This window comes from Lactobacillus sp. W8172, assembly GCF_016102055.1.
In the GTDB taxonomy this organism is placed as follows: domain Bacteria; phylum Bacillota; class Bacilli; order Lactobacillales; family Lactobacillaceae; genus Lactobacillus; species Lactobacillus apis_A.
Window position 1 is genome coordinate 175609 of the sequence record NZ_JACFPG010000004.1, and the last position, 14533, is coordinate 190141.

General features: G+C 37.2%; 10 protein-coding genes. 8 read left to right on the plus strand and 2 right to left on the minus strand.

The annotated features are described in order from the left end of the window. Positions 1-6 precede the first annotated feature (6 nt). The 3 genes from H3R21_RS06570 (at position 7) to H3R21_RS06580 (ending at position 5941) form a co-directional block, all read left to right on the plus strand. The gene (locus H3R21_RS06570) at positions 7-2955 is read left to right on the plus strand and encodes an MMPL family transporter (RefSeq protein WP_198183910.1); all 2949 of its coding nucleotides are present in this window, start codon (positions 7-9) and stop codon (positions 2953-2955) included. A gap of 298 nt (positions 2956-3253) precedes the next feature. Then, positions 3254-4810, plus strand: coding sequence for an ATP-binding cassette domain-containing protein (locus tag H3R21_RS06575; RefSeq protein ID WP_198183912.1), 1557 nt, complete (start codon positions 3254-3256; stop codon positions 4808-4810). Positions 4811-4906: 96 nt separating this feature from the next. Then, a complete protein-coding gene (locus H3R21_RS06580) occupies positions 4907-5941 on the plus strand; it encodes a zinc ribbon domain-containing protein (protein WP_198183914.1) in 1035 nt (344 codons plus the stop codon). A 48-nt stretch (positions 5942-5989) separates the two neighbouring features. On the opposite strand, the gene H3R21_RS06585 is transcribed toward H3R21_RS06580, so the two are convergent. Continuing rightward, complete coding sequence (locus H3R21_RS06585; protein ID WP_198183916.1) at positions 5990-7366, minus strand: NAD-dependent succinate-semialdehyde dehydrogenase; 1377 nt, start codon at positions 7364-7366, stop codon at positions 5990-5992. 114 nt (positions 7367-7480) lie between these two features. After that, positions 7481-8269, minus strand: coding sequence for an alpha/beta hydrolase (locus H3R21_RS06590; RefSeq protein WP_198183919.1), 789 nt, complete (start codon positions 8267-8269; stop codon positions 7481-7483). 242 nt (positions 8270-8511) lie between these two features. On the opposite strand from H3R21_RS06590, the gene H3R21_RS06595 reads away from it, so the two are divergent. The 5 genes from H3R21_RS06595 (at position 8512) to serS (ending at position 14175) form a co-directional block, all read left to right on the plus strand. Beyond that, positions 8512-9117 carry a TVP38/TMEM64 family protein gene (locus H3R21_RS06595; protein ID WP_046306061.1) on the plus strand — a complete coding sequence of 202 codons (606 nt, stop codon included), beginning with the start codon at positions 8512-8514 and terminating at the stop codon, positions 9115-9117. After that, on the plus strand, positions 9117-9644 hold the full coding sequence (locus H3R21_RS06600) for a GNAT family N-acetyltransferase (protein ID WP_109715121.1): 528 nt from the start codon (positions 9117-9119) through the stop codon (positions 9642-9644). The genes H3R21_RS06595 and H3R21_RS06600 overlap by 1 nt, the downstream gene beginning before the upstream one ends. A 196-nt stretch (positions 9645-9840) precedes the next feature. Then, positions 9841-11484, plus strand: coding sequence for a malolactic enzyme (locus H3R21_RS06605; protein ID WP_198183921.1), 1644 nt, complete (start codon positions 9841-9843; stop codon positions 11482-11484). 6 nt (positions 11485-11490) lie between these two features. Beyond that, entirely contained in the window at positions 11491-12456 is a 966-nt protein-coding gene (locus H3R21_RS06610; protein ID WP_198183923.1) for an AEC family transporter, read from the plus strand. A gap of 411 nt (positions 12457-12867) precedes the next feature. Beyond that, on the plus strand, positions 12868-14175 hold the full coding sequence (serS, locus tag H3R21_RS06615) for a serine--tRNA ligase (RefSeq protein WP_198183925.1): 1308 nt from the start codon (positions 12868-12870) through the stop codon (positions 14173-14175). The last annotated feature ends 358 nt before the right edge of the window (positions 14176-14533 follow it).

The following is a 14533-nucleotide window of genomic DNA, read 5'->3' on the forward strand; positions in this document are numbered from 1 at the left end:
AACAAAGTGCAAAAATTATTTAAAAATCATATTTTTTCATTTATTGCATGGGTTTTAATTCTGATTATTTCTGTTGTGGCACTGCCAGACGTTACTGGGTTAACGCGTGAGCACTCAAACATTTCCTTACCACAGGATGTTCAAAGTGAGGTCGCACAATCAATTCAAAATGATTGGGGACCTAAACAAAAGAACACTTATCAAATTGCAGTTGTTTTTAATAAGAAAAACGGCAAATTAACTGCAGACGATAAGAATGCAATTAATGACACAATTGATCGCATTAAAGAAAATCAGGATAAATACGGTATTAAGATGGTCTTAGCACCAGATGATAATATCGCTACCAAAAAGCAACTACAGTCCAAAGACAAGACTACTTGGATTTTACAAGTTAACGTTGCAAAAAAACACGCTCCAATTAATGAAGTAGAGCAGGAATTAACCAAGGCTGTTAAAACTGCAGGTATCAGAACTTATGTCACCGGTGCAGACGTTTTACAGAACGCCTTCTCGAACTCAATTCAAGAGGGAATTAAAAAGACTGAAGTCATTACCATTGTCTTCATTTTCATTGTTCTAGTAATTGTCTTTAAGTCACCAATCGTGCCATTAATTTCTTTGTTAACAGTTGGTGTTTCATTTATCACTGCTTTCTCGATTGTTACCAATCTAGTTAAGTATCAAAACTTCCCATTTTCAAACTTTACACAAGTCTTTATGATCATTGTGTTGTTCGGAATCGGAACGGATTACAACATCTTACTGTATGATAAATTCAAAGAAAATTTGGGTAATGGACTTGATCGCTATGGTGCGATGAAGGATGCACTTAAGGTAGCAGGTAAGACGATCTTGTATTCAGGATCATCGATCTTAATTGGTTTTTCAGCTCTTAGCTTAGCTAAATTCTCAATTTACCAATCTGCAGTCGGCGTTGCAGTTGGTGTCGCTATCCTACTAGTTGTTTTGTTAACACTGAACCCATTCTTCATGGCTGTTTTAGGCGAAAAAATGTTCTGGCCAGTTAAGAAATTTACTGGTGAACATGAAGATAAGCTCTGGCATGGTATCTCTAAGAGTACTATGGCTCATCCAATTATCTATTTAGTCGTTTTAGCAGTTGTGGTAACACCATTTGCTTTAATGTACTCAGGCCATCTTAATTATGATGATACTGATGAAATTGACAATGCTACCCCTGCCAAGGCCGGAATGCTTGTAGTTGAAAAGCACTTCTCCAAGGGGATGGCAGAACCATCAACCCTTTATATCAAGAGTGATCATAGATTAGACAATGAAGCAGATTTAAGACTGCTTGATCAACTTACTAGACAAATTCAATCTTCTGGGGATGTTTCTCTAGTAACTTCTGTTACTCAACCATATGGAGAACGAATTGATCAACTTTATGTTAACAACCAATTAAACACAGTTAATAAGGGTGTCGACCAAGCTCGAGCTGGTTTAAGTAAACTAAGTAAAGCAAGTAAGCAGTTATCAACTGGTGCGAGTCAGTTGGCTAGTGGAACAAGCCAATTACAAAATGGTACCGGACAGCTCCAAAGCGGAACCGGCCAACTTCAAAGTGGTGCTGGTCAATTGCAAGGTGGTGCTGGAAGACTCCAAAGCGGTACACAACAAATGTCTAGCGGCTTGAATCAACTTAATTCTCAATTAGCAGCTGGTTCTCAAGGCATTGCTTCAGCTCAAGCCAATACTAAAGCAGCCTTGGAAAAGAGCTACAAGGCTAACTTGGCTCAAAGCATGAATAGCATTCCAGGCTTGACACCACAACAAAAAATGGCTGCAATGCAAGCAGCAGGTGCTGCACTTGAAAAATCATGGGCACAAGCTTCAGCTTCAATGCCAAATGTTTCTGGCCAGATGGGTCAATTACAATCAGGTGTTGGTAGACTAGCTTCAGCTTCAGGTCAATTAAGCAGCGGTGCCTCCACTTTAAACGGCGGAATAGGCCAACTTAATTCTAGTCTTGGTCAATTGAACTCAAGCGTAGGTCAACTGAACTCAAGCGTAGGAAAATTGAATTCCGGTGCAGGTCAGTTAGCAGATAATACTCCTAAGTTAACTTCAGGTTTAGATGAAGTTAACAGTGGCTTGGGTCAAGGTGGAGCTTATCTTACTGGACTTGCTAGTTCATCAGCAGCAGATAGTTTCTATATTCCTAAGGAATTTATCAAGAATGATATGTTCCAAACCTCGGTTAAGAACTATCTGAGTCCTGATAAAAAATCAGCAATGATCATGATTGTCTTTAGTTCAAACCCAAGTGGCACTAAGGCAACCAAAAAGGCACAAGACTTAAGCTTAATGGCTAAAAAGTCTTTAGCAGGTACAAGACTTGATAAAGCAACTATCGCAATGGGTGGAGAAAGCTCAAACATTGCTGATATTAAGGATATTGCCAACAAGGACTTTATCAGAACAGCCGCAATTATGTTGATTGGTATCGGAATCGCATTGATTTTCGTTACTCGTTCATTATTGCAACCTCTATATATTTTGGGTACATTACTTATTGCGTACTTCTGCTCATTATCAATTACTGAATGGGTAGTTAAGGCAACAATGGGCAAAGACATGTTAACTTGGAATACACCATTCTTTGGCTTTATTTTGTTAATTGCCTTAGGTGTAGACTATAGTATCTTCTTGATGACGCGCTATCGTGCAATTGAGGGAGGCAAGCCGAGTGAACGAATGCTTAAAGCTTGTGGTATTATCGGAACGGTTGTTGTTTCAGCTGCAATTATTTTAGGTGGTACCTTCGCTGCATTGATTCCATCAGGTATTCCAACTTTAATTGAAGTTGCTTTAACTGTAATTATCGGACTAATTATTTTAGTCTTCATTATGCCAATCACGCTATCTGCAGCAGTTAAACTGACTTATGAAGGTGTGCACTGGAATAAGAGTAAACGAGTTAAACAATAGAATTTCAAAAGATTGAACTGCTCATTTTGAGTGTTCAATCTTTTTTTGTATATCTGGACTAGCTTTACAAAACTTTTAAGATAAACTAAAATAGTGCTAATTAATTTATTAACAGAATTATGAGGAAAACTGAAATGTCAAGAGATGTAAATAATCAATAAAGCTCTACAGATAGCTAAATAATTAAATCACTTTTCAAACATAAAAAGTTAATTATCAGCTCAAAGTAGGGCGAGGCAAGATATTAGTTTGGCAAAAAAGCAAATTAATAGCGTACTTACACATTGAGGTGTTTAAAGTGGAATTAATTAAAATAGATCATTTACAAATTGACGTTGCAGCTACCAAATTACTTGAAATTGACAGTTTAAATGTTACTTCAGGTCAAAAAATCGGTTTAATTGGAGACAACGGAGTTGGCAAAACTACTCTAGTTAACATACTTGCTCAACAAGATATGACCGATTCATTTACAATTAAAGGCAAAATTACCAGAAATTGTAATTTTGCTTATGTTCCCCAATTGCTCGATGCAAAGGACAAGAGCGGTGGACAACGAGAAAAATTGGCTATTAAACTAGCAATTGCTAAATTAAAAAACATGTCCAATGGCTTATTATTGTTGGACGAACCAACTTCTAATTTGGACGTTAAACAGCAAAAATGGTTGGTTCAATTACTACAAAAAAGCAAGATTGCGTGTTTAATAGTTAGTCATGATCAAAATTTTCTAAGTCAAGTTTGCAATAATATTTGGTACATTCAAAAGCAAAAGGTCAGCGGTTTTACAGGAACATATTCTGAATTTCAACGGTTTCAAGCTGATAAGCGGCACTTTCTTGAAAAAGAGTATGAGCAACAAAAAAAACGTGTTAATCAATTGCAAGTTAGTTCCAATCAGAAAATCAATAAGGCAAGAACTTTTAATAAGAATAAAAGAGGTTTGTCGTCGTCTGATTGGCGGTCGAAATCATTGGGTAAGCAAAGAGCCAAGAACAGCGTCATTAAGGCTAGTAAAAACCTGACTAATAAACTTAACCGAGAGAAAGCTAAGCTCGAAAAGCCAGAGATTCGGCGTTCCATTACATTTAAAAATGGAACAGAAAAGCAGGCTATTGCAGATATCAGTAATGATAAAGCAATTAGGCTAAATAAGCAGAAAGTTCAGGCTTTTAAGCGTAATCTCTTTACCATTGACAATGAAATTAACATAGATTTCCAAACAAAAGTGTTATTGGCTGGCCAAAATGGAGTAGGCAAAACCGTCTTTTTAAAACAAATTAAGCATCGGGAACTAGTGGGTTATTATAGCCCCAAATTAAAAATTGGCTATTTTGATCAGAATATTTGTGTAAAACAAACTGATCAAACATTGATTGCATCGCTTAATGAAACCAGTATGTTTGATGACAGTTCAACAATGCAGATTCTAGGTGATTTGCACTTGAAGCAGTTTGCACAACAAAAGATTAGTAGTTTAAGCGGTGGACAGCTGGTCTGCTTTAATTTAGCTAAGATCATTACCGGGCAATATAAATTGCTGCTATTAGACGAGCCAACTAACTTTTTGGATATTGGGTCAATTAACGCATTAGCCGAATTCATCACAAATTATCCATTTGCAATTATTTTGGTATCTCATGACCAAGCATTTGTTAATCAAATTAAGCTGAAAGAGTGGCAGATTAAGAGTAAAAAATTGCTGGTTACTGAATCACCAGTTAATGAAAATGAGAAAAGCAACGCAAATGAACTTGAATTGCTTAAGTTTAAATTGGATAGCTTAATGCTGTCACCTAATGCAACAATTGTGGAAATCAAAGAACTTAAAGCAAAAATTGAAAGTTTACAATGATTTTTCATTAAAAAGAGTGATAAAGAAATTTTCTTTATCACCTTTTTTGTTTTATGATTAGTGTATTAATTTAACTACAAGCAAAGGATGTTTTTTATGACTACTTGTCCAAATTGTGAAAGGAAAATCTCAGCAGAGGATACGATTTGTCCTAACTGTCACTTCAATGTGCAAAAATATCGTGATCTCTTTTTTGCTGATGACCCCCACGAACCTCAAAATAAAGAAAACCAGGAAGCAGAACGAATTGTTACAAGAAGAGAAGACTACCGCCAAGAGTTTTATCCTAAAAAGCAAAATATAATTGTTGCAAGGATGCTCGATTGGATTCGTGCCAATAGTATGATTGTTTTGTTATTGGGTATTTTATTGCTACTGATTATGAGTTTTTCTCGTAGCATCGGTTGGATTTGCTTTTTTGCATTATTTATCTGGCTCTATGTGGTATGTGTACGAACAGACAAAATAGAGCGCTATACAGTCGATAAGCGGTTAACTGAAAAGGTCAATCAGCTTGGCTCTAATATGTTCAATAATGTTGATGAGTCTAAGGAAAAAGTTAAGTCTAAAAGAAAAGGCAAAGAGCCTTCCAAGGGCGAAAGGCGAGTGGAAGAAGAAGTTGCAACGGTCAAAAAGCACTTTAATTACACCCAACTGCTAGTCATTTTAATGGCAATTATTAATCTAATTGTTTTATTTACTGGTTCTGGTGCTTCCGTTTCTGACATTTCATACACAGGTAAAATGTCAATTACACGTGTTTTATTTGGACTGGCCGGACGCTTATTTTCATCAAGTAGCACTTTGGTGCCAGGAATCGAAGTCTGTGTAATCTGGCTATTGATTTTCCTATTCCCAATTGTGATTACTTATAATACGCTGAAGGATACAAAAAAGAATTGCAATATTGCATTTGCTTTGTCGATAATTGAGTCACTTTTCCTGGTTTATCTAATTTTCCGCTTATCAAATACCACACTTTCAAATACAGGTTTCTTGAAGAACATTACTAGTCAATTACTTTTATATGCTGTTTCGATAGGTGCTTCGACCTATTTCTTAATTTTATCAAGCATCATGACGACAATTTTATTAGGCTATAACCTGTACAAAAAATATAAGCAAAAGTAATAAAAAAGCTGGACATTATGGCTGTCCAGCTTTTTTATTTATAAAATATTATTCCGTTGGCATATCAATTACCAAGTGTTCGTTGACAAATGCCATCATACCTAAATCACTCAATTCGCGGCCATAACCCGATTTTTTAATTCCGCCAAAAGGTAATTCTCCAGAGCTAATCCAGGTTCCGTTAATAACGGTCATTCCAGTCTCAATTTGAGCTGCAACTTCTTGTGCATGTTTAACATCTGCGCTGATGACAGATGAACCTAGACCATAGCTTGAGTCGTTAGCAAGTGCAATAGCCTCATCTTCATCTTCTACTTCGTAAACAATTGCAACTGGGCCGAAGAATTCTTGGTCATAAGCTGGGTTATTTTTATCAACATCCGTTAAAATAATTGGTCTGAAAAATGCTCCATCAGAATTAATCTCAGGATATTCGTAGAAAACTTTTGCGCCAGCGTCAATGGCTTCGTCAACTTGCTTACTTAATTTATCCCTTGATCTAGTTGAATTCATTGGTGGTAATGTCGTGCTAGTGTCGAGTGGGTCCCCCGCTTTTAAGACTGAAAAAGCATTTTTCAGTTCATGCAAAACTTCATCATAGCGTGATTTAACCACAATAATACGTTTAGATGAAGTACATACTTGACCGTCGTTATACGTTCTAGCAGAACTTAAGGCTTTCTTCAATACTAATGGATCCGCATCATCTAAAACGATGAAGGCATCATTACCGCCAAGTTCCATAGTTGACTTCTTTAGGTTCTTTCCGGCATTTTCTGCAACAGAAGCCCCGCCGCGCTCTGAACCAGTTAGTGCAACACCCTGTATACGAGGATCAGCAATAATTTGGTCAAGTTGATCGTAGCTGGGGTAAAGGTTGATGAGGCTACCTTCAGGTGCACCAGCCTGTTTAATTATTTTGGCAGTTAATGCGGCAGAACCAGGAACATTATGTGCGTGCTTTAATAAAATTGGATTACCGACAATAAAGTTTGGCGCAAAAACACGAATGACTTGATAAAGAGGGAAGTTCCAAGGTTCACAAGCCATGATTACTCCTGTAGCTTGCTTAAGATAATAAGCATTACCCAAGTTTGATTCGATCAGTTGTGGCTTAAGCATTTGTGGACCATGATCAGCGTAGTAATCGCAAATTGATGCGCATAGTTCAACTTCTCCTTTGGACTCGTTGATCATTTTGCCCATTTCTAGAGTCATTATTTTAGCCATTTCTTCCTCATTTTGACGGAAGCCATCGGCAACTTGGTGTAAAATTTCAGCGCGACTTTCTGGAGTCTCGTGACACCATTTATGATAAAGTGCATCTGCCAAGTTGATTGCATCTTCAATTTGACTAGCTGTTGGATTATCGTAACTGGCAAAAGTTTCATTGGTATATGGATTGACTGATTGATATTTAGCCATATTAATTCTCCTTAAAAGATACTTTTCTACGTTACAAATAGATAAACTCTATTATAAACCGTTTTCAATAAAAAGTTGCACTAGCTAATAATTTTAACTTTTAATTAACCGGCATTACTGCTGGTTATTCATTAGACTATTTTCGAGATAAGCTAAAGAAAAATCAATGTACTCGCTGGCATACGCCATTGCATGACGTTTTCCAGGGATTAATTTCAGTTCAACCCCAAGATTTTGACTGGCTAAAAAATTGATAAAAGCAAGCAAATATTTAGTTGGTGCTAATTCATTTGTTGAATTAATCATTAAAAGCTGCTGAAGATTGTGGTAATCATATGAAGCTGCATCGATTAGTTTGAGCGTGCTCATTTTTGGTGAGCCGGCATAAGTTAAAGTGAAGTACTTATAAAATGAGTCATTGATTTCATTTAGGTCTTCTGTTCCAAAATCTTTATGAGCCTGAGGTGATGGCTTAACTGCGGGATGATCTTGTATCCAATTAGAAAAGGAGACGGGCGCAGACCACGTAATGGTTGGAAAGCTATATTTTCCTGCCACTAATAAGGCTAGCGTGCCGCCGCTGCTAACGCCAATTTGACTAATTTGTGTTCCCTTTGTGACATACTCACTGCTTAATAGCCATTTGACAAAATTAATGCTGTCTTGATGTGCAGCAGGAAAAGTTGCTTGGGGAGCAAGTGAATAATTAGGGACAAAAACAAGAAAGCCACGATTAGCTGCCATCAGGCATAACTCTTTAAGATTGCTTTTATCGCCACGGAACCAACCGCCGCCATGCCAAAATAGCAAAATTTTGGTTTTTGCGTTGCCTTGGGGCAAATAAATATCTGTCGCTAATTGCTTTTGCTCGTCGAAGATGATATCAGTTAAAATCTCTGTCATTGTCTATTTCCTCCCAATTATTTAGGCTACTATTTTTTAATTGTTTAGATGGACTATACTTAAATAAAAGTTATTAGTACGTTTAATTTCTTCTTTTTAGTTTATCATTAAGTTACATGATGCAAATTTAAGTGCAATCTTTAAAAAAGTTAAAATATTTTAATTATTAAGTTAAATGACGTAAAAACTAATCATTAGACTAAGTTTTTTGGTAAAATGAGCCCTAATATTGGAGGTAAGCTATGCATCTGTCAGCTAAAACCAGTCGAAAATTAATTAATATCTTGACCGTTGTTAGCGGGATTATCATCATTTTATTATGTATTTACTGGTACAACTTAGGGATTTTTACTAGTCAAGCAAAAATGAAAGCATATCTGGCTGATAAAAGAATTATCGGCCCAGTTATTTTCGTGCTAATCCAGATTATTCAAGTGGTTATTCCAATTATTCCGGGTGGAGTGTCTTTGCTAGGTGGAGTTGTGTTCTTTGGCCCTTTAGCAGGCTTTATCTATAACTACGTTGGGGTCTGCATTGGCTCGATTATCAACTTCTTCTTAGCCCGCTTTTATGGTAGGCCCTTTATTCTGCACATTGTGTCCGAAAAGACCCTTGATAAGTATATGAAATGGACCAAAAATCAGAATAAGTTCAACTGGTTCTTTGCAATCTGTATAGTTGCGCCAATGGCTCCGGATGATGTCTTATGTTTATTAGCAGGATTGACAGACATGAAATTCTGGACATATTTCTGGATCATTATTTTAGGTAAACCATGGACAATCGCAGCTTATAGTTTTGCTTTAATGTTTGGGATGGACTGGCTTCTCAAGATTGTTGGTAAGTAATGAGTAGTCGGGTGTTTTTAAGACCCTTTCAAAATACTGATGCAGAAGTATTGTTAAAATGGGGTCAGGACGATTATTATAAGCAGCTAGCCGCTTTTCAGCACTATGACAATTTTGCCCAAGCAGAAGTTGCCGCTGGTCAATACGCTGCACGCAAGTATAGTTATGCGGTTTGTCTAATGCAAACAGAAGAAGTAATCGGCTTGGTCGAACTATATGAACGAGGAACGAGCGAAAAAGAACTGCTAGATACCAAGGAAGTTGGCTTTCTACTTGATCGTGCGTTTGAAGGCCATGGTTATATGACAGAGGCGTTAACCTTACTATTTGATTTTGCATTTAAAAAGTTGCAACAAAGAGAAATTTGGGCCGGCACTTTTAAGCAGAACCTGCGTTCACAAAAATTGCTCAAGACGCTAGGTTTTGACTATGCTTATGCGGTTGACCTAAGTCAGATTAGTAAGCTATTTAAATACGAAGAAAAATATTACGTGTTGAAAAAAGCACAGTGGCTGAAAGATCATTAAACTTGAGTCTGGGAAATACAGTTTCCCAGACTTTTTTGCTAAAAATAGTTACGCTAACTAAAAAGCATTAAATTGAGTCTGTAAAAAGTGCTAATTACCTTAAGTAAGCTAATTATTTGAACTTGCTACATAAAGGGAATACCCTGAAAGTGTTAATAAATGAATATATTATTACACAGATGGGAGAGTGTCCAAAATGGATAAGATAGGTCAAACAAGATTAAATGATCCGTTTTTGAATCGTGGCACTGCTTATACCAAAGAGCAGCGTGAGCAATATCATTTAGAAGGAATGCTGCCGCCAAAACAGCAAACGCTTGAGGAACAAGCGCGTGAAGTTTATCTGCAATACCAAGAGAAAAAGACTAATTTGGAAAAGCGCATTTTTCTCATGACTGTTTTTAATACAAATCGTGTTTTGTTTTTTAAAATCTTTAGTGAACACGTAACTGAGTTTATGCCCATTGTTTATGATCCGACAATTGCGGAATCAATTGAAAATTATAGTCATTTGTTTGTTAATCCACAGAATGCTGCTTTTCTTTCTATTGATGAGCCTGATCAAATTGAGGCTAGCCTGAAAAATGCAGCTGACGGACGAGACATCAAACTAATCGTAGTAACCGATGGTGAAGAAATTCTTGGAATAGGTGATTGGGGCACGCAAGGTGTTGACATTTCTGTTGGTAAGTTGATGGTTTATACTGCGGCGGCAGGTGTCGATCCTGCATGTGTTTTACCAGTAGTACTTGATGTTGGAACAAACAATGAGAAGTTGCTGAATGATTCGCTTTATCTGGGTAATCATCATCGGCGCATAAATGGCGAGCCATATTATCAATTTGTTGATCGTTTTGTTCAGACGGCTGAAAAGCTCTTTCCTGGACTATACCTTCATTTTGAAGATTTTGGTCGTGACAATGCTGACAATTTGTTGAAACACTATCGCGGACAAATTCTAACTTTTAACGATGATATCCAAGGAACTGGTGTAATTGTTTTAGCAGGAATTTTAGGTGCCTTAAAAATCAGTGGCCAAAAGCTAACCGAGCAAAAATATGTTTGCTTTGGTGCTGGGACTGCCGGAACCGGGATTGTTGAACAAGTATATGCCGAAATGTTGCAAATGGGGATGAAACCAGATGAAGCACGCAAACATTTTTACCTAGTTGATAAACAGGGACTGTTATTTGAGGATATCCCTGATTTAACTCCTGCCCAGAAGCCTTTTGTTAGAAAAAAGGCTGAGTTTGCCCATCCGGAGCAACTAATAGATTTAAAGAGTGTTGTGCAAGCAGTACATCCAGACATTTTAGTCGGAACTTCGACTAGATCTGGTGCTTTTACGCAAGAAATTGTGACAGAAATGGCAGCCCATACTGAGCGTCCAATTATTTTCCCACTGTCTAATCCGACACAGTTAGCTGAAGCAAAAGCCCAGGACTTGATTCAATGGACGAAAGGAAAGGCTTTGGTGGCAACCGGTATCCCAGCTGATCCAGTTGAATATCAAGGAACAAAATATGAAATTGGTCAGGCTAATAATGCATTAGTATATCCTGGACTTGGCCTAGGAGCATTAGCAGTCGATGCTAAGATTTTGAGTGATGAGATGATTAGTGTTGCTGCCCATTCTCTAGGTGGAATTGTTGATTCAAGTAAGCCGGGAGCCGCAGTTTTACCACCGGTTGAAAAACTAAACGTCTTCTCACAAACTGTGGCAAAGGCTGTAGCTAACCAAGCAATTAAAGACCACCTTAATCAAAACGATTATCAAGATGGTGAAGAAGCAGTGCAAGCTTTGCGCTGGTCTCCAGTTTATTCAGACGATCGGAAGTGAGAATAAATGCAAGCCTTTCTTACATCTTTGACTAGTGTTGTCGAACTTTTGTTAGTGATTGCATTAGGGTATTGGTTGCGTAGTAGTGGCAAGCTTGGCGACCAATTTAAAAGTAACATTTCGTATTTGATTATGAATATTGCTTTACCTGCTTCAATTTTTGTTTCGGTTTTAAAGTATCTAACGAGGGAAAAACTATTTGGCCTAACTGGTGGCCTGATTTATGCAATCATCTGTTTTGCCTTAAGCTATTTGTTTGCTTGGCTACTATGCAAAGTTTTACGAATCCGTAAAGGTAGGCGAGGGACATTTATTAATGCGATTACTAATGCCAATACGATTTTTATTGGATTACCATTAAATATTGCGCTGTTTGGTCAAAAAAGTATGCCGTATTTTTTGATTTACTACGTATTAAATACGGTTTCGACTTGGGCGATTGGTGTCTTCTTTATTTCCAGTGATGATCCAACTGTACAAAAACAGAAACAACAAAAGTTTAACTGGAAGAAATTATTACCAGCGCCACTAGTAGGCTTCTTAATTGCTTTGCTCTGCTTGCTGGTTGAAGTGCCAATTCCAAGTTGGATTACTTCTGTTTTAGGCATGGTCGGTGGAATTGTAACGCCAATGTCGTTAATTTATATTGGTATTATTTTGGCTGATGCTGGTTTAAAGTCTATTCACCTCGACCGTGATACCATTTGGGCTTTACTTGGTAGATTTGTATTAGTTCCAGCGTTGATGATTATCTTAATTGTTGTTGGTGGAAGCTGGGGACCAGCATTAACGGGGTTAGCAAAACAAACTTTGATAGTACAGTCTGCTACACCTGCTTTAGCAGTTTTGCCAATTCTTGTAGGTGAATCGCATGGGGATGTACAATATGCAACTAATGTCGTAACTACTTCGACTGTATTGTTTGTGGTTGTTGTCCCGCTCGTTTTAGAAATATCGCAAATGCTTTTGTAATAAATGATGTAAATAAAAGGAAACCCAAGAAATGCTTGGGTTTCCTTTTTGCAGTTAAGAGCTAACTTGATGCTGCAATAAGTATAGTGGTTTTATTTTGGTTAAAAAATGTTCATATAATTAAAAATAGTATTTGCCAAACGGGTAGGAATGACTTAAAATAATTTCAAAACACGGAGTCCTAAGACTGATTCAGAGAGTTCGCATTTTGGTGCAAGCGAATAGAAGTCGTTTCCAGATTCCATTAATGTGGGTAATTAATAGTTACACGGCATTGCGGCACCGTTATCGCCAACTTAATGAAGTGCAACTGCGAAATTCGCGGTTGAAACTGGGTGGTACCGCGAAGCCATGTAGAGCCAATTCGTCCCAATTTGAGGGATGAATTGGCTTTTTTTGTGGAGGTTAACTATGTTAGATATTAAAGTTATTCGCGAGAATCTTGATTGGGCTAAGGACAAACTTAGTAGACGTGGCATTAAGCCTGAAGAACTCGATGAATTGGTAAAAATTGATGCCAATCGTCGTGAGGGCTTGAACCGTAGTGAACAATTGAAGGCAGAGCGTAACAAAGTTTCAAAGGAAATTGCTGAAAAGAAGAGAAACAAGGAAGATGCAACTCCTGCGATTGAAAAAATGCGTGAAGTTGGTCAAGAAATCAAAGAACTTGATGAAAAAGTTGCTGACTTGACCGAAAAACAAAATTATATTTTGTTGAGATTGCCCAACTTCCCAGATGATTCAGACCCAATTGGTCCTGATGAAAGCTGCAATGAAGAAGTACGTAAATGGCATGAGCCTACTAAATTATCTTTTAAACCAAAAGCACATTGGGAATTAGGAACTGATTTAGACATTTTAGACTGGGATCGTGGTGCAAAAGTTTCTGGAGCACGTTTTGTTTACTATAAAGGTGCCGGTGCATTGCTTGAACGTGCTGTATTTAACTTTTTCTTAGATGAAAATACTAAAGAAGGATACACAGAAGTAATTCCACCATACTTAGTTAACGATGAATCAATGCAAGGTACGGGCCAATTCCCTAAGTTCCGCGAAGATGTTTACACGATTGTAGATAATGACGATCCCGACAAGCCACTTGATTTAACTTTAATTCCAACTGCTGAAGTTCCATTGGTTAACTACTTCCGTGATGAAATTATTCATGAAGATCGCTTACCAATTAGTGTAACTGCACTTTCTCCAGCATTTAGAAGTGAAGCAGGTTCAGCTGGTCGTGATACTCGTGGTTTAATTAGAATGCATGAATTCAGAAAGGTTGAAATGGTTAAAATCTGTAAGCCTGAAGAGTCATGGAATGAACTTGATAAATTAACCAAGAATGCTGAGCACTTACTCCAAAAACTGAATTTGCCATACCATGTCGTTGCATTGTCAACAGGGGATGCAAGTTTTACTAGTGCAAAAACTTATGATCTAGAAGTATGGATGCCAGCTCAAGATAAGTACCGTGAAATTTCCAGTTGTTCAAACTGTACTGATTTCCAAGCTCGTCGTGCCCAAATTCGTTATCGTGATGAAGATGGTAAATTGCACTTAGCTCACACATTAAACGGTTCAGGACTAGCAGTAGGTAGAACAGTTGCAGCAATTCTAGAAAACTATCAAAATGAAGACGGAACAGTAACTGTTCCTGAAGCTTTAGTTCCTTATATGAATGGTAAAACAAAGATTACTAAAGAGGAAAGTTTAATCTAAATAACTTAAAAGGTCGATTTCGACCTTTTTTTATTGAAATTTTTTTGCTTAAAAAACACAAAATTCAGCCTCTAAATAAACAAATTACGAATAATTTATTTTGAAGTAAATCTTATAATTAGAGATAATGATGAAATTGGTAATTAGCTTAAACTAATTTTGATTTAGTACTCCTCGAATACCGAACATAAAAAATTATTTGACGAGTTCTACCAATTGGAGTAAAGTATTATTTGTTCTTGACGAAGTGCTCAAAAGCACTGCCGGATAAAGAAAAAATCAAGCAAAACCAGTTGACAAAAGTTAGCGGGTTTAGTAAGATAACAAACGCTGCTAAGGCAAGTCGGAGATAGCGGTC

Excerpts from the sequence above, each read along its gene's own strand:
- H3R21_RS06580 (WP_198183914.1), top strand. The coding sequence starts at position 4,907 with ATGACTACTTGTCCAAATTGTGAAAGGAAAATCTCAGCAGAGGATACG.
- H3R21_RS06585 (WP_198183916.1), bottom strand. The coding sequence starts at position 7,366 with ATGGCTAAATATCAATCAGTCAATCCATATACCAATGAAACTTTTGCC.
- H3R21_RS06590 (WP_198183919.1), bottom strand. The coding sequence starts at position 8,269 with ATGACAGAGATTTTAACTGATATCATCTTCGACGAGCAAAAGCAATTA.
- H3R21_RS06595 (WP_046306061.1), top strand. The coding sequence starts at position 8,512 with ATGCATCTGTCAGCTAAAACCAGTCGAAAATTAATTAATATCTTGACC.
- H3R21_RS06600 (WP_109715121.1), top strand. The coding sequence starts at position 9,117 with ATGAGTAGTCGGGTGTTTTTAAGACCCTTTCAAAATACTGATGCAGAA.
- H3R21_RS06605 (WP_198183921.1), top strand. The coding sequence starts at position 9,841 with ATGGATAAGATAGGTCAAACAAGATTAAATGATCCGTTTTTGAATCGT.
- H3R21_RS06610 (WP_198183923.1), top strand. The coding sequence starts at position 11,491 with ATGCAAGCCTTTCTTACATCTTTGACTAGTGTTGTCGAACTTTTGTTA.
- serS (WP_198183925.1), top strand. The coding sequence starts at position 12,868 with ATGTTAGATATTAAAGTTATTCGCGAGAATCTTGATTGGGCTAAGGAC.